Annotated in this window: 14 protein-coding genes; 4 read left to right on the forward strand and 10 right to left on the reverse strand. The window is 68.5% G+C overall.

Going from position 1 to position 14938, the window contains the following annotated elements:
* Window positions 1-121: 121 nt before the first annotated feature.
* The 4 genes from PIJ50_RS00500 to purQ are packed head-to-tail and all read right to left on the reverse strand — an operon-like array spanning window position 122 to window position 4252.
* Window positions 122-388 carry a hypothetical protein gene (locus PIJ50_RS00500; RefSeq protein WP_271971755.1) on the reverse strand — a complete coding sequence of 89 codons (267 nt, stop codon included), beginning with the start codon at window positions 386-388 and terminating at the stop codon, window positions 122-124.
* A gap of 48 nt (window positions 389-436) precedes the next feature.
* The gene (locus PIJ50_RS00505) at window positions 437-1765 is read right to left on the reverse strand and encodes a sigma-54-dependent transcriptional regulator (protein WP_271971758.1); all 1329 of its coding nucleotides are present in this window, start codon (window positions 1763-1765) and stop codon (window positions 437-439) included.
* Between the two features lie 8 nt (window positions 1766-1773).
* The gene (locus PIJ50_RS00510; protein WP_271972902.1) at window positions 1774-3537 is read right to left on the reverse strand and encodes a sensor histidine kinase; all 1764 of its coding nucleotides are present in this window, start codon (window positions 3535-3537) and stop codon (window positions 1774-1776) included.
* Window positions 3538-3583: 46 nt separating this feature from the next.
* Window positions 3584-4252 carry a phosphoribosylformylglycinamidine synthase subunit PurQ gene (gene purQ / locus PIJ50_RS00515; protein WP_271971760.1) on the reverse strand — a complete coding sequence of 223 codons (669 nt, stop codon included), beginning with the start codon at window positions 4250-4252 and terminating at the stop codon, window positions 3584-3586.
* Window positions 4253-4469: 217 nt separating this feature from the next.
* Between purQ and PIJ50_RS00520 the strand changes: the two genes are divergently transcribed.
* Genes PIJ50_RS00520 through PIJ50_RS00530 form a run of 3 tightly spaced genes read left to right on the forward strand, consistent with a single transcriptional unit; the run spans window position 4470 to window position 7430 of the window.
* The gene (locus PIJ50_RS00520) at window positions 4470-5774 is read left to right on the forward strand and encodes a DEAD/DEAH box helicase (RefSeq protein WP_271971761.1); all 1305 of its coding nucleotides are present in this window, start codon (window positions 4470-4472) and stop codon (window positions 5772-5774) included.
* A gap of 43 nt (window positions 5775-5817) precedes the next feature.
* On the forward strand, window positions 5818-6405 hold the full coding sequence (locus PIJ50_RS00525) for a thymidine kinase (RefSeq protein ID WP_271971764.1): 588 nt from the start codon (window positions 5818-5820) through the stop codon (window positions 6403-6405).
* Window positions 6406-6416: 11 nt separating this feature from the next.
* On the forward strand, window positions 6417-7430 hold the full coding sequence (locus PIJ50_RS00530; protein WP_271971766.1) for a hypothetical protein: 1014 nt from the start codon (window positions 6417-6419) through the stop codon (window positions 7428-7430).
* A gap of 6 nt (window positions 7431-7436) precedes the next feature.
* Here the strand turns inward: PIJ50_RS00530 and upp are convergent, their stop codons facing one another.
* Genes upp through PIJ50_RS00555 form a run of 5 tightly spaced genes read right to left on the reverse strand, consistent with a single transcriptional unit; the run spans window position 7437 to window position 11706 of the window.
* Window positions 7437-8081 carry a uracil phosphoribosyltransferase gene (gene upp, locus PIJ50_RS00535; protein ID WP_442900690.1) on the reverse strand — a complete coding sequence of 215 codons (645 nt, stop codon included), beginning with the start codon at window positions 8079-8081 and terminating at the stop codon, window positions 7437-7439.
* The gene (locus tag PIJ50_RS00540) at window positions 8071-8865 is read right to left on the reverse strand and encodes an amidohydrolase family protein (protein ID WP_271971768.1); all 795 of its coding nucleotides are present in this window, start codon (window positions 8863-8865) and stop codon (window positions 8071-8073) included. The genes upp and PIJ50_RS00540 overlap by 11 nt, the downstream gene beginning before the upstream one ends.
* On the reverse strand, window positions 8855-9991 hold the full coding sequence (locus PIJ50_RS00545) for a phosphopentomutase (RefSeq protein WP_271971770.1): 1137 nt from the start codon (window positions 9989-9991) through the stop codon (window positions 8855-8857). Before PIJ50_RS00545 ends, PIJ50_RS00540 begins: the two co-directional genes overlap by 11 nt.
* Entirely contained in the window at window positions 9988-11298 is a 1311-nt protein-coding gene (locus PIJ50_RS00550; RefSeq protein ID WP_271971771.1) for a thymidine phosphorylase, read from the reverse strand. Before PIJ50_RS00550 ends, PIJ50_RS00545 begins: the two co-directional genes overlap by 4 nt.
* A complete protein-coding gene (locus tag PIJ50_RS00555; RefSeq protein ID WP_271971773.1) occupies window positions 11299-11706 on the reverse strand; it encodes a cytidine deaminase in 408 nt (135 codons plus the stop codon).
* Window positions 11707-11818: 112 nt separating this feature from the next.
* Here PIJ50_RS00555 and PIJ50_RS00560 point away from each other — a divergent pair, with 112 nt between their 5' ends.
* On the forward strand, window positions 11819-14098 hold the full coding sequence (locus tag PIJ50_RS00560; RefSeq protein WP_271971774.1) for an NADP-dependent malic enzyme: 2280 nt from the start codon (window positions 11819-11821) through the stop codon (window positions 14096-14098).
* Here PIJ50_RS00560 and PIJ50_RS00565 read toward each other — a convergent pair whose 3' ends face one another.
* On the reverse strand, window positions 14099-14866 hold the full coding sequence (locus PIJ50_RS00565) for an NAD kinase (RefSeq protein ID WP_442900691.1): 768 nt from the start codon (window positions 14864-14866) through the stop codon (window positions 14099-14101).
* Window positions 14867-14938 lie beyond the last annotated feature (72 nt).

Consider the following 14938-nt stretch of genomic DNA (forward strand, 5'->3'; position numbering starts at 1 on the left):
GGTCCTTCGCGGATGGCGAAACTGTGTGCACGCGGCCCGCCTTCCGGCGCAAGGCTGCGTGGGTCCAACAATAAGGGCAGCGTGGCTGAAAAGACAATGGGTCTTTTCCACAGGCCCGCCGTCAGTTGAACGCGCCGACTCCGCCGCCGATCATGCCGCCCGTCACAGGCTCGCCGCCCGTCAGCTCACCGGCGACCGCGCCGCCGATGGCGCCCGTGGCCTCCCGCTCGGGTTCGGCTTCGGTCTGGGGCTGGGTGGCCGGTGCGGGCCGGTCTGGCCGGCGCTCGGCGGTCTGGCCCGGCCCTTCGCCGCGCATCACGGCGCGCGGGCCGCCTTCATGGGGCGCGCAGGCGGCCACCAGCATCGACAGCATCAGGATACGCAGCATCGGGTCCTCGTGAAAAAAGGGCGCGGGATGTGTCCCGCGCCCATCCTGTCAGACGTAGTCGGCCCGCTGCAAACTGTATTTGGCCATCTTCTCGTTCAGCGTGCGGCGCGGCAGGCACAGCTCCTCCATCACCGCGACGATGGATCCCTTGTGGCGGCGCATGGTGTTGTCGATCAGCATACGTTCGAACGCCTCGACGTAATCCTTCAGGGGTTTGCCCTCGGTCGTCAGCGCGGGGCCCGACGCCTCGTTGTCGGCCATCAGCAGAGATGCGATGGAGCCCGATCCCCGGCGGTTCTGCAGCACCGCCCGTTCGGCGATGTTGACCAGCTGGCGCACGTTGCCAGGCCACGGGGCCTGCAGAAGCTGCGCCGCCTCCTGCGCGGTCACCTGCGGCGCCTCGCAGCCGTATTCCTCGGAAAACTGCTCCGACATGCGGGTGAACAGGGTCAGCATGTCCTCGCCCCGCGTCCGCAGGGGCGGCAGCACGATGGTCATGGCCCCCAGACGATAGAAGAGGTCGGGCCGCAGCACGTCCTCCAGCGTCTTGTCCGGGGCGTGCTGGTTGCAGATCGCGATGATCCGCGTTTCCGGTGGCACGTCCTGCCCGTTGATCAGCGTCAGAAGGCGCGATTGCAGCGGATGGCTCAGCGCCTCCACATCCTCAAGGCACAGGGTGCCGCCGCGCGCCTCGTCCACCAGCGGCAGGCCGCCTTCCTCCACCGGGCCGAACAGCTTGGCCTGAAGCTGATCCTCGGTCCACGCCGCGCAGGAGATGGTGACGAACTTCTTGCCCGCGCGCGGCCCCACGGCGTGCAGCGCGTGCGCCACCAGCGTCTTGCCCGTTCCCGTCTCGCCGTCGATCAGCACGTGGCTGTCGGCCTGCCCCAGATCGAGGATGTCCTCGCGCAGCCGCTCCATCGCCGGAGAGGTGCCGATCAGCTTCTGCATGATGATGCTGGCGTCCGACAGTTCCCGCCGCAGGGCGCGGTTGTCCAGCGTCATCCGCCGCGCCTGCGTGGCCTTCTTGGCCAATTCGGTCATGCGGTCGGGGTTGAACGGCTTTTCCAGAAAGTCGAAGGCACCCAGACGCATCGCCTCCACCGCCATGGGCACGTCGCCATGGCCGGTGATCATGATGACCGGCAGACCCGAATCCAGCGACATGAACCGCTTCAGCAGCGCCATGCCGTCCATGCCCGGCATGCGGATGTCGCTGACGACGATGCCGGGATAGTCGGGGCCGATGGCCTTCAGCGCCTCCTCGGCCGACCCGTAGGTTTCGGCGTCAAACCCCGACAGCGCCAGCCACTGGCTGACCGACTGCCGCATGTCGGCCTCGTCGTCCACGATCGCGACCTTCATTGCTCGAGCCATACAAAACCTCACTCAGCTGCTTTCAATCGATCTTGAAGTAAGGGCAGCTGCACTTCGAAAACAGCCCCGCCCCCTTCGGCATTCGTCGCCGTCAGCCGTCCGCCCAGATCCTTCACGATCCCTGACGAGATCGCGAGGCCCAGTCCGACCCCCTCGCCCGGCTTCTTCGTCGTGTAGAACGGCTCGAACAAATTGCCCAGGTCAGCGATCCCGGGGCCACTGTCGCGCACGCGCAGGCTGACTGTCTGGCCCTCCTCCAGCGTGATGTCGATCCGGGGGGCGGCGACGTCCTTGGTGGCGTCCAGCGCGTTGCGCAGCAGGTTGATGATCACCTGTTCCAGCCGCAGCCGGTCGGCCAGCACCATCACCGGCTTGCGCGGGATCTGGCGGTTGATGCGGACCACGCGCACCTTCAACTGCGGTTCCATCATCGACAGCGCGCCCGACACGCAATGGCGCACGTCCACCGGCTCGAACGCCTCGCCGCCCTTGCGGGCGTAGGATTTCAGCTGGCGGGTGATGGCACCCATCCGTTCGATCAGGTCGTCGATGCGCTGGAACGAGGACATCGCCTCCTCGGTCCGCTTGCGCTGCAACAGAAGGCGCGCGCCGGCCAGATAGGTCTTCATCGCGGCCAAGGGCTGGTTCAGCTCGTGGCTGACGGCGGCCGACATTTCGCCCAAAGCCGCCAGCTTCGACGATTGCGCCAGCGTCGCCTCGGCCGAGGCCAGCTCCTTCTGGGCCTTTTCCCGTTCGGAGATCTCGCGCTGCAGGCGCTGGTTCAACAGCCGCAGTTCCGCGGATTCGCGCTGGAGCGACAGGCTGCGCGACCAGGCGCGGCGCGACAGCATGTAGAAGGTCGCGGCCATGAGGATCGCGAAGCCCATGATCTCCAGCGCCAGAACCGCGTTCACGCGTTCGCGCACGCTGTCATAGGCGGTGAAGGTGATCAGCCGCCAGCCGCGGAAGGGCACGCGGGCGTCGGCGCGCAGCACGGCCTCGCCGGCCAGATAGGCGTCCGGCGGCTCCTGCGCCCAGTCGGCCGTCAGCTGGAACGCCCGCCGGATGGCGGAGGGCGGATCCTGCACGGCCAGCGCCTCGGCCAGCTTCAGGCCCCGCCAGCGCGGTTCGGTGGCGAGGATCACGACGCCTTCGCTGTCTGTCACCAGAACCGCGTCCTGAAGCCCGGCCCAGGCGCGTTCGTATTTCATCAGGTCCACGGCGATGGCCACGACCCCGATCACCTGCCCGTCCTGCACCACGGCGCGGGAATAGGTGAAGTCGAACGCCCCTTCCGTGCGGCGCGTGGCCGAAAACACCGTGTCCTTGGTGCGCATCGCGTCCACGAAGAACGCGTCGTTGCGATAGTTGGTGCCCAGCAGGTTGCGGTTCGTCGCCCCGACCACCCGTCCCGACCGGTCCAGCAAAGAGATGGAGGCCGACCCGATCTCCGTCTGGAACGAGATCAGCCGCTGCGACGTCGCCACGTAGTCGTTGGAGGACAGCGCCCCGATCAGGGCGGAGTCCCGCGCCAGCAGCAGCGGCACGACCGAGGTGCGCTGCAACTCGTTCAGCAGGTTGCCCGCGTACAGCGCCATGCGCACTTCGGCGCTGTTGCGCGTGGTTTCCGTGGCGCGTTCGGTCATCCAGCGGTTGGTGACCAGCACCATGGTCACCGCGATGACCGTCAGGACCACAAGGACGATCCGCAGCCGCCACGAGATTCCCGGGCGTGCGTCTCCATCCTCGTCGCTCTGGTCGCGCTTCAACATCGGCGCAGGATATTCCCGCGCCGGCACACCCTCAAGCGGGGTTCGATCAGGCAAGCGCCATCCTGCCCAGAAGCGCGTCGAACAGCGCCCGGCCGTCGCCGCTGCCCAGCATCGGGTCCATCGCGCGTTCGGGATGCGGCATCATGCCCAGCACCCGGCGGTTGGCCGACAGGATGCCCGCGATGTCGTTCATGGCCCCGTTGGGGTTGTCCAGATAGGTGAAGGCGATGCGATCCTCGTCCGCCAGCTGCGCCAGCGTGTCGGGATCGGCGGTATAGTTGCCGTCATGATGCGCGATCGGCACGGTGATGGACGCGCCCTCGGCATAGCCTTGCGTGAACACGCTGTCCGCGGTGTGGACCTTCAGGTGCACCTGCCGGCAGATGTATTTCAGACCCGCATTGCGCATCAGCGCGCCCGGCAGCAGGCCGGTTTCCGTCAGGACCTGGAAACCGTTGCAGATGCCGATGGCATAGCCGCCCCGTTCCACATGCGCGGCCAGCGCGGTGGAGATGGGTGAGCGTGCCGCGATCGCGCCGCAGCGCAGGTAGTCGCCAAAGGAAAAGCCGCCCGGCACGCCCACCACGTCCACGCCTTCGGGCAGCGCCGTTTCCTTGTGCCACACGGTCACGACCTCGGCCCCCGCGTCACGGAAGGCGACGGCCAGATCGCGGTCGCAATTGGACCCGGGATAGGTGATGACGGCGGCTTTCATGGGGCGAAACCTTTGGCTGGAAGGATTGCGCGTGCCATAGCGCAAAGCGCCGCGCGTGGCCAGAGGCTTGACTTTCGGGGACGGATCGGCCATCTGAGGGCCAACCGACCGCCGCTGCCGCGTGAGCAGCCGACAAAGGCACGGTCATCCGGTTCCCACGATCACGCAGGGGTCCGCGGCAATTCCGCCGCACACCACCGCCAATCAGGGATATCCCATGACGACCTTCGCCGATCTCGGCCTCAGCGAAAAGCTGCTGAAAGCCCTTTCCAACACGAAACTGACCACGCCGACCCCGATCCAGGAACAGGCGATCCCCCACATCATGAAGGGTTCGGACCTGATGGGCTTGGCCCAGACCGGCACCGGCAAGACGGCGGCCTTCGGCCTGCCGCTGCTGCACCGCATCCTCGACATCGGCCACCCGCCGGGGCCGAAGAACGTGCGCGCGCTGATCCTTGCGCCGACGCGGGAACTGGTCACCCAGATCTCCGACAACCTGACGATGTTCACCAAGGGCACGCCCGCCAAGGTCACGACCGTCGTGGGCGGCGCGTCGATCTTCCGTCAGGCCGAACGCCTCGCACGCGGCACCGACGTGCTGGTGGCCACCCCGGGCCGCCTGATCGACCTGCTGGAACGCGGCGACGTGAACCTGGACCAGTGCGGCTATCTGGTGCTGGACGAGGCTGACCATATGCTGGACATGGGCTTCATCCATTCGCTGCGGAAGATCGCGAAATACATCCCGCTGCGCCGCCAGACGATGCTCTTCTCGGCCACCATGCCGAAGGACATCGAGGAGCTGGCCCAGACCTACCTGCGCAACCCGGTGAAGGTCCAGGTCTCGCCCCCCGGCAAGCCGGCCGACAAGGTGACGCAGGCCGTGCATTTCACCCCGCAGGGCGACAAGGCCAAGCTGCTGGAAGGCTACCTGAAAGAGCATCCGGGCGAGCGGTCCATCGTCTTCGGCCGCACCAAGCACGGGTCGGAAAAGCTGATGAAGCTGCTGGTCAGTTGGGGCTTCAAGGCCGGGTCCATCCACGGCAACAAGTCGCAGAACCAGCGCGACCGCACCCTGACCGAATTCCGTGAAGGCACGGTTGAGGTTCTTGTGGCCACGGACGTCGCGGCCCGCGGCATCGACATCCCGGGCGTGAAGCATGTCTACAACTACGACATGCCGAACGTGGCCGAAAACTACGTCCACCGCATCGGCCGCACAGCCCGCGCCGGCACCGAAGGCCGCGCCATCGCCTTCTGCGCCCCGGCCGAGATGGGCGAGTTCCGCGACATCGAGAAGCTGCTGAAAAAGGCGATCCCGGTGATCGGCGGCGCCCCCTGGGCCGCGTCCGACGTGGCGGCGGTCCCCAAGCCCGGCCAGAACCGCGGCGCCCGCCCGCAGCACAAGCCGCGCGGTCACGCCCCGGGCAAGCCCGACGCCTCCAAGGCCAAGCCGCGACCGCCCCGCCCGCAGGGCAAGCCGGGTGGCGCCACAGCCCCACGCCGCGCCGCGCGCTAAGGGGACACTTCCCCACCGCTTCGCCCTGCGCTATGGGATGCGCATGGCGAAGCTCTATTTCCACTACTCCACGATGAACGCTGGGAAATCGACGCTGCTTCTGCAGGCGGCGCACAATTACCGCGAACGTGGGATGCAGGTCATAACCCTGACGGCCGCGCTGGACAACCGCGCGGGGCCAGGGCGCATCGCCAGCCGCATCGGCATCGCCGAGGATGCGGAAACCTTCACTGAATCCTGCGACCTTTTCGCCCGCATCCACGCGCGGCAGGCGGTGACGCCGCCCGCCTGCGTCTTTCTGGACGAGGCGCAGTTCCTGACCGAGGCCCAGGTCTGGCATCTGGCCCGGGTGACCGACGATCTGGGCATTCCCGTCATGTGCTATGGCCTGCGCGTCGATTTCCGCGGCCAGCTTTTTCCCGGATCGGCGGCTTTGCTGGCGCTGGCGGATGACTTGCGCGAAATCCGCACCATCTGCCATTGCGGCCGCAAGGCGACGATGGTCGTGCGTCGCGGCCCGGACGGGACGGCCCTGCGCACCGGCGCGCAGGTGCAGATCGGCGGCAATGAAACCTATGTCTCGCTGTGCCGACGGCACTGGCGCGAGGCGGTCGGAGAGACGATGACATGACGCAACGGCGCATGACCGCCCTTCGCCAGTACGCCCGGCTTGAATGTCCCGGCCTTTGGCGCGAGCATGCGGCCGCACAGCGCCGGGAGGTCATCGTCTTCTTCCGCGAGGCGTCGCTGATCCTGGCCGATCCGCAGAACGACCAGCCGCTGACACATTGGTCCCTCCCGGCGGTGCAGCGCCTGAACGACACCATCCCGGCGATCTACGCCCCCGGTGACGACCTTGAGGGCGAGACCGTGGAGATCGAGGAGGCGGACATGATCGCCGCCCTGTCCACCGTGCGCGGCGCGCTTGAATCCGCCCGCCCCCATCCGGGGCGGCTGCGCAACCTGATGCTGGGTGGCCTTCTGGCGCTGGTCATCCTGTCGGCCTTCTTCGTGCCAAGGGCCATCATCTCGCACACGCTGGACGTCGTCCCCTCCGCCACCCGCGCGCGGCTGGGAGAGATGGCTTTGGCCGAGATGGTTCAGGTCACTGGCGCGCCCTGCGCCGCCCCCCTGGGCCGGGCGGCCACGGAAACGCTGGCCACGCGGGTGTTTGGCGCGGCGTCATGGCGGATCATCGTGGTGCGCGACGGGCTGACCCATCCCGTCCACCTGCCGAACCGCCAGATCCTGATCCCCGCAGCGCTGGTGGAACAGCAGGACGCCCCCGACGCCGTGGCGGGGGCCGCGCTCGTCGAAGGGCTGCGCTTCGGGATCGAGGATCCGCTGCGCCCCTTGCTGCAACATGCCGGCATTTGGGCGACGCTGCGGCTTCTGACCACGGGCGCGCTGCCCGAAGGCGCGATGGACGGCTATGCCGAGGCCACCGCGCAGGCCGCCCCCACCGACATCCCGGCCGAGGTGCTGCTGACCCAGTTCACCGTGGCGAAGGTGCCGATGACGCCTTGGCTGCGCACCCTGCCGCCCACCACCCGCACCGCCGCCCTGATGGAGAGCGAGCCGTTCCCCGCCGGCGCCCCCGTGCCGATCATGGACGACAACGAATGGGTCAGCCTGTCGGGCATCTGCCGCGAGTGAACGGCCTCACTTCGTGCCGAACATCCGGTCGCCCGCATCGCCCAGACCCGGCACGATGTAGCCGTGATCGTCCAACCGGTCGTCCAGCGCGGCGGTGATGATCGGCACGTCGGGATGGGCGCGGCGCATCACCTCCACCCCCTCGGGCGAGGCCAGAAGACACAGGAAGCGCAGGTTCTTCGCCCCCTTCTCCTTCAGCAGGTCGATGGCCGCGACGGACGAATTGCCGGTGGCCAGCATCGGGTCCACCGCGATGGTCAGCCGATCCTCCAGCGCCTCGGGCACCTTCGCGTAATACTGCACCGGTTTCAGCGTGTCGGGGTCGCGGTAAAGGCCGATGAAGCCCACGCGCGCCGCCGGCACCAGTTCCAGCAGCCCGTCCAGAAGACCGTTCCCGGCCCGCAGGATCGACACCAGCGCCAGTTTCTTGCCATCAAGGATGGGGGCGTCCATCTCGGTCACCGGCGTCTCGATCCGGACGGTGGTCATGTCCAGACCGCGCGTGATCTCGTATCCCAGAAGCAGGCTCACCTCGCGCAGAAGGCGGCGGAAGCTGGCGGTGGACGTGTCCTTCTTGCGCATCAGCGTCAGCTTGTGCTGCACCAGCGGGTGGGTCACGACGGTCAGGTGGGGCATTGTCTCAGGGGGCATCGGTCATCTCCTTCACGCGGTCCCGCGTCGTATCATCGCAGACGGTCACGGCAAGGGCCTTTCGGTCCAGATCGGCAAACACCGCGTCGTCCCAGTCGAAGGCGTCGTGCAGGCGGTCGGGCAGATTCAACGGCTCGAACGCCGCAAAGCCCCGGCCCAGCGCCAGCGTGATACCGCGATCGTAGAGCCGCCCCGCCTGCATCCAGTCGGTCAGTTCGACCCCGATCCCCGCTTCGGCCAGACGCTCCGCCTCAGCGTCCGTCAGGGTGGCGCAGCGGATGCGGCGCGGGTGCCGGGTCACGTCGGTGCCGTCCAGGATCAGGGGCAGCCCCGCCTCGGCCGCGCAGTCGAGGGTCCAGTCGTAATCCTTCAGTGCCCCCGTGGTCCCGGTCAGGGACAGGGGGCTGCCCCGTTCAGCCGCGGCAAGGGTCAGGGGGCGCAGCGCCTCCGGCCCCAAATGGCGCGGCAGCCGGGCGATGACCGCGTGCAACCGTCCCGCCGCCCCTTCGGCCACGCCCGCCACAAGATCGGCCCAGCCGGGGGATGGCGTCAGGCGCAGTTCCGCATAGCCGTCGCCCAGCACGGCATCGGCCAGACGGGCCACGTCGCGCGGGGTCGTCACCACGCTGGCGGCGGCGTCATAGGCGGCCCGCGCGCCGTGGCGCAGATCATAGCCGTCGCCCTCGAACAGGCGCGACAGGTCGATCGCCTTTTCCCGCGCCAGATCGCCGATCAGGCGGGGTGGCGCGCTACCGATCAGGTCCAGCGTCAGGTCAAGCTTCACGGGGCACCCCCAAGTGATCGGCCACAAGATCGGCCACGGCGGTGAAGGGGATCAGCCCCAACTCTCCCACCCGGCCGGCAACAAGCACCGGCACCCGTTCGCGGGTGTGGTCGCTGCCCCGCCAGGTGGGGTCGTTGCCGTGATCGGCGGTGAAGATGGCGATGTCGTCCGGGCGCAGCCGGTCAATCAGGCGGCCCGCGACGGTGTCGAACCATTCCAGATGGCGGGCATATCCCTCCACGTCGCGGGGATGGCCGTAAAGGCTGTCGAATTCCACGAAGTTGGCAAAGACCAGCGCGCCGTCCTCCGCCTCCTGCCCCAGCCGGACCAGATGTTCGGCCAGTGCCGCGTCGTCCGCGCCCTTGTGCAGCCGGTCGATCCCGCGATGCGAGAAGATGTCCCCGATCTTGCCCACCGCATGCGTGACATGCCCCGCCGCCTGCGCCCGGTCCAGAAGCGTCGGCGCGGGCGGTGCGATGGCGTAATCCCGGCGGTGTCCGGTGCGCCGGAACTGCCCCGGCGCGCCCACGAAGGGCCGGGCGATCACCCGTCCCACGCGCCGCGCGTGCAGCACGGGTGCGAGCCGTTCGCACAGGGTCAGCAGACGCTCCAGTCCAAACGCCTCCTCATGCGCCGCGATCTGGAACACGCTGTCGGCCGAGGTGTAGCAGATCGGGCGCCCCGTCTGCAGATGCGCCTCCCCCAGCCGGTCCAGCACGGCAAGGCCGCCGGAATGGCCGCCGTCCAGGATGCCGTCCACATCCGCCAGTCGGCAGATCGCCGCCACGAGTTCGTCCTCGAACGGCGCGTCGGGGAAGTAGGTCCAGTCCCACGGCACCGGCACGCCCGCCAGTTCCCAATGGCCCGATGGCGTGTCCTTGCCACGCGACACCTCGGTCGCCGCCCCCCACAGCCCTGTGGGAGCTGCCCCCAACCCCGGCGCCTCGGCACCGCTGGCCAGCCGGACCGCGGCGCCAAGGCCCAGCCCGTCCAGCACCGGCATCCGCAACGGGTGCCGCGCGGCGATGTGGGCCAGCGTGTTGGCGCCCTCATCGCCGAACGCCGCCGCGTCGGGCGCCCCACCGATGCCCACGCTGTCCATGACGATCAGGAAGGCGCGGCTCATCCGATCCTCGCATGGATCAGGTCGGTCTCGGGCGGCTCCTGCGCCTCGAACCGGTGATAGGCGGCCTGGACGGCGCGGATGGCGCGTTCGGCATCCGCCTCGGACGCGGCGTGCACGAAGCCCAAGGGTTCATCCCGTTCCACCCGTTCCCCGATCGCGGCCAGATCCGTCAGCCCCACGGAAGGGTTGGCCCGCTGGCCCGCCCGCACCCGCCCGGTGCCCAGACGGTGCACGGCATGGCCCAGCGCTTCCGCGTTCATGGCCGCGACATATCCGGCGGTGGGCGACGGGATCTCCATCACCACGGGGGCGGACGGAAGACGATCCGGCCAGCGTTCCACGAAATCGGCCGGCCCGCCCTGCGCCGCGATCATGCGCGCGAAGTATTCGGCCGCACGTCCGGATTCGAGGGCGTCGGCGATCATGCCGTCCCCTGTCTCGACGTCCGGGGCGAGGCCACCCAGCGCCAGCGCCTCGCCCCCCAAAGCCACCGTCACCTCCCACAGGGACAGGTTGATCGACGTGGCGGTCAGCGTCTCCATCACCTCCGCCACCTCCAGCGCGTTGCCCATGGCGGTGGACAGGGGCTGGTCCATGTCGGTGATCAGCGCGCGGGCGGGGCAGCCCGCCCCCCGTGCGGTGGCTACAAGGGCTTCGGCCAGCGCCTCCGCATCCTCCACCGTCTTCATGAAGGCGCCGGAGCCGGCCTTCACGTCCAGCACCAGCCCTTCCAGCCCCGCGGCCAGCTTCTTCGACAGGATCGACGCGGTGATGAGGTCGAGGCTTTCCACCGTTCCCGTCCGGTCGCGGATGGCGTACAGGCGGCGGTCGGCGGGGGCGATGTCGTCATTGGCGGCCAGGATCGCGCAGCGGGTCTGCTCCATCTGGCGGCGCAGGGCGGGGGCGTCCATGTCCACCTTCACGCCGGGGATCGCCTCCAGCTTGTCCAGCGTGCCGCCCGTGTGGCCCAGTGCCCGGCCCGAGATCATGGGGACGTAGGCCCCGCAGGCCGCCAGCGCGGGCGCCAGCAGCAGCGACACGGAATCGCCCACCCCGCCCGTCGAATGCTTGTCGAGGATGGGACCCGGCAGGCCCCATGCCATCACCGTCCCCGAATCCCGCATGGCCGCCGTCAGCGCCACGCGGCCCGCTTCCCCCAGCCCGCGCAGGCAGACGGCCATCGCGAAGGCCCCGGCCTGCGCGTCGCTGACATCCCCATTCGCCAGCCCCTGCGCAAAGGTCCGAAGGTCGGCCGCCGAAGGGCCCGCCCCTTCGCGCAGGGTGCGCAGGAACCGCTGGATGTCCATTCAGGCGCGGTCCATGTGGTGGACCGAAAAGACGCCGGGCAGAAGGTCTGCCACCGTCATGTCGCGCGCCTTGCCATCCGTGGTGCACAGGGTGACGGTCGCGCCCTGCCCCGCGAATTCGGCGATCTTCTGTCGGCAACCGCCGCAGGGCGGCACGGGCGACGGGCTGTCGGCGATCACGAGGATCTCGGCGATCTCCGTTTCCCCGGCGACGACCATCGCCGCGATCGCCCCCGCCTCGGCGCAGGTGCCTTCGGGATACGCGACGTTCTCCACGTTGCAGCCGGCATAGATGTGGCCGCGCGTCGTGCGGATGGCGGCCCCGACCTTGAACTTCGAATAAGGGACATAGGCGTTCAGGCGCGCACCGCTGGCGGCGTCCAGAAGGATGGGATCGGGAATGGTCATTGCATGCTCCGGCTTCTTCGGGACAACTGTGGGCACGGGCCGCACGGGATGCAAGCGCGCCTTGTGCCCGGGCAGGAATGGTTTAACATTAAACCAGTTTTCGGAGGACGCCATGGACGACCAGCGGCAAGACAAGACCCGCCATCCCGCACTGAACTATCACGAATTCCCGCGCCCCGGAAAGCTGGAGGTGCGCGCCACGAAACCGCTGGCCAACGGGCGCGATCTGTCGCTGGCCTATTCCCCCGGCGTGGCCGAGGCGTGCCTTGAGATCAAGTCGAACCCGCAGGACGCCAGCCGCTACACCTCGCGCGGAAACCTCGTGGCCGTGATCTCCAACGGGACGGCGGTGCTGGGCCTTGGCAACATCGGCGCGCTGGCGTCAAAGCCCGTGATGGAAGGCAAGGCCGTCCTCTTCAAGAAGTTCGCCAACATCGACTGCTTCGACATCGAGGTGAACGAGCCCGACCCCTACAAGCTGGCCGACATCGTCTGCGCGCTGGAGCCGACTTTCGGCGCCATCAACCTTGAGGACATCAAGGCCCCCGACTGCTTCATCGTCGAGGATCTGTGCCGCCAACGCATGGGCATTCCCGTCTTCCACGACGACCAGCACGGCACCGCCATCGTGGTGGGCGCCGCCGCGACCAACGCGCTGCACGTCACCGGCAAGAAGTGGGAGGACATCAAGGTCGTCTCCACCGGCGGCGGGGCGGCGGGCATCGCCTGCCTGAACATGCTGCTGAAGCTGGGCGTGCGGCGCGAGAACGTGTGGCTCTGCGACATCGCGGGCTTGGTCTATGAAGGCCGGGTCGAGGAGATGACCCCGCAGAAGGCCGAATACGCGCAAGCCACCGACAAGCGCACGCTGGCCGACGTGATCGACGGGGCGGACCTGTTCCTTGGCCTGTCGGGTCCCGGCGTCCTGAAGGCGGAGATGGTCGCGAAGATGGCCGAGAAGCCCATCATCTTCGCCCTCGCCAACCCGACGCCCGAGATCCTGCCCGAGGTGGCGCGCGAGGCCTCTCCCGGCGCGCTGATCGCCACGGGGCGGTCGGACTTCCCAAACCAGGTGAACAACGTCCTCTGCTTCCCGTTCATCTTCCGCGGGGCGCTGGACGTGGGTGCGACCACGATCAACGACGAGATGAAGATCGCCTGCATCGAGGGCATCGCCGCACTGGCGCGGGCAACGACAAGCGCGGAGGCTGCGGCCGCCTATGCCGGTGAACAGCTGACCTTCGGTGCGAACTACCTGATCCCGAAGCCGTTCGATCCCCGCCTGATGGGCGTGGTCGCCACCGCCGTGGCCAAGGCCGCGATGGAAAGCGGCGTCGCCACACGCCCGATCGCCGATCTGGCCGCCTACAAGCACGGGCTGGACAGTTCCATGATCCGGTCGTCGCTGATCATGCGCCCGGTGTTCGAAGCGTCGGCCAAGCATTCGCGGCGCATCGTCTTCGCCGAGGGCGAGGACGAGCGCGTGCTGCGCGCCGCCAACGCCATGCTGGAAGACACGAACGACAAGCCGATCCTGATCGGCCGCCCCGAGGTCGTGGCGGTGCGCGCCGAACGCGCGGGCCTGACGATCCGCCCCGAGGTGGACTTCGAGATCGTGAACCCCGAATCCGACGCGCGTTACCGTGAATACTGGGAAACCTACCTGCATCTGCGCGCCCGCCACGGCGTAACGCCGGACGTGGCGCGGTCCGTCATGCGCACGAACACCACCGCCATCGCCGCCACCATGGTGCATCGCGGGGAAGCCGACAGCATGATCTGCGGCACCTTCGGGCAATACCTGTCGCACCTGTCCTTTATCGAGCAGATCCTGGCGCGGGACGGCCTGCATCCCGTGGGCGCCCTGTCGCTGATGATCCTGGAGGATGGTCCGCTGTTCATCGCGGACACGCACATCCATTCCGAACCGACGCCGGAACAGATCACGGAAACGGTCATGGGCGCCGCGCGGCACGTGAAGCGTTTCGGGATCGAGCCGAAGGTCGCGCTCTGCTCCTCGTCGCAGTTCGGCAACCTCGACAACGATTCGGGGCGGCGGATGCGGGCGGCGCTGGCGATGCTGGACGCGCGCCATGTGGACTTCGCCTATGAGGGCGAGATGCACATCGACACCGCGCTGGACCAGACCTCGCGCGAGCGGATCTTCCCCGGCAGCCGGTTCGAAGGGACAGCCAACGTGCTGGTCTTCGCCAATTCCGACACGGCCTCGGGGGTGCGCAACATCCTCAAGACCAAGGCCGGCGCGCTGGAGGTGGGGCCGATCCTGATGGGCATGGGCAACCGCGCCCACATCGTCACGCCCGCCGCCACCGCGCGCGGCCTTCTGAACGTGGCGGCCATCGCCGGCACCGCCGTGTCGCAATACGGCTGATCAGACGAACTGTTCGCGGATCAGCCGCTCTTCCAGCCCGTGGCCCGGATCGAACAGGATCCGGTGGCAGATCGCGGGCTGGGAGCGCACCTCGACCGAGCGGACGTCGCGCACCGACCGGCCGTCGGCGTCCGCCATCACCGGCCGCTTGCCGGGATCCAGCACGTCGATGCGCACCACCGCCGTCTTGGGCAGCAACGCGCCCCGCCACCGGCGTGGCCGGAACGCCGCCACCGCGGTCAGGGCCAGCACGTCCGACCCGATGGGCAGGATCGGCCCGTGCGCCGAATAGTTGTAGGCCGTCGATCCGGCGGGCGTCGCCAGGATCACGCCGTCGCAGACCAGTTCGTCCAGCCGCCGCTTGCCATCCACCGAGATCCGCAACCGCGCCGCCTGCGGGCCCTGCCGCAGAAAGCTGACCTCGTTGATGGCCAGCCCCTCGTGCACCTCTCCGCCCACGGTTTCGGCGTGCATGGCAAGGGGGTTGATGACCTCCTCCTCCGCCTCGGCCAGCCGGCGGGGCAGATCGTCCAGCGAGAAGCTGTTCATCAGGAAGCCCACCGTGCCGCGGTTCATGCCGTAGACCGGCACGTCACGCCCGTTCAGGTCGTGCAGCGTCTGAAGCATGAAGCCGTCGCCGCCCAGGGCGACGATCACCTCCGCCTCGGGCAACGGGGCCTGGCCGTGCCGGCCCGTCAGATCGGCCAAGGCGGCGGCCGCCACGGGCGTGGCGCTGGCGGTGAAATGGATGCGGCTGCGCAGGATCATGAGTCTGTCTTGCGGGTTGCATGCAGAAAACTCAAGCACCCGTGTGCCGGTCGGGTCTTTCGGCAGACGCGT

The sequence above is a fragment of the Falsirhodobacter sp. 20TX0035 genome (assembly GCF_028307215.1).
Taxonomy (GTDB): Bacteria; Pseudomonadota; Alphaproteobacteria; order Rhodobacterales; family Rhodobacteraceae; genus Falsirhodobacter.

Excerpts from the sequence above, each read along its gene's own strand:
- PIJ50_RS00565 (WP_442900691.1), bottom strand. The coding sequence starts at position 14,866 with ATGATCCTGCGCAGCCGCATCCATTTCACCGCCAGCGCCACGCCCGTG.
- PIJ50_RS00530 (WP_271971766.1), top strand. The coding sequence starts at position 6,417 with ATGACCGCCCTTCGCCAGTACGCCCGGCTTGAATGTCCCGGCCTTTGG.
- PIJ50_RS00555 (WP_271971773.1), bottom strand. The coding sequence starts at position 11,706 with ATGACCATTCCCGATCCCATCCTTCTGGACGCCGCCAGCGGTGCGCGC.
- PIJ50_RS00525 (WP_271971764.1), top strand. The coding sequence starts at position 5,818 with ATGGCGAAGCTCTATTTCCACTACTCCACGATGAACGCTGGGAAATCG.
- PIJ50_RS00545 (WP_271971770.1), bottom strand. The coding sequence starts at position 9,991 with ATGAGCCGCGCCTTCCTGATCGTCATGGACAGCGTGGGCATCGGTGGG.
- PIJ50_RS00500 (WP_271971755.1), bottom strand. The coding sequence starts at position 388 with ATGCTGCGTATCCTGATGCTGTCGATGCTGGTGGCCGCCTGCGCGCCC.
- purQ (WP_271971760.1), bottom strand. The coding sequence starts at position 4,252 with ATGAAAGCCGCCGTCATCACCTATCCCGGGTCCAATTGCGACCGCGAT.
- PIJ50_RS00520 (WP_271971761.1), top strand. The coding sequence starts at position 4,470 with ATGACGACCTTCGCCGATCTCGGCCTCAGCGAAAAGCTGCTGAAAGCC.
- PIJ50_RS00560 (WP_271971774.1), top strand. The coding sequence starts at position 11,819 with ATGGACGACCAGCGGCAAGACAAGACCCGCCATCCCGCACTGAACTAT.
- PIJ50_RS00510 (WP_271972902.1), bottom strand. The coding sequence starts at position 3,537 with ATGTTGAAGCGCGACCAGAGCGACGAGGATGGAGACGCACGCCCGGGA.
- PIJ50_RS00550 (WP_271971771.1), bottom strand. The coding sequence starts at position 11,298 with ATGGACATCCAGCGGTTCCTGCGCACCCTGCGCGAAGGGGCGGGCCCT.
- PIJ50_RS00505 (WP_271971758.1), bottom strand. The coding sequence starts at position 1,765 with ATGGCTCGAGCAATGAAGGTCGCGATCGTGGACGACGAGGCCGACATG.
- upp (WP_442900690.1), bottom strand. The coding sequence starts at position 8,081 with ATGCCCCCTGAGACAATGCCCCACCTGACCGTCGTGACCCACCCGCTG.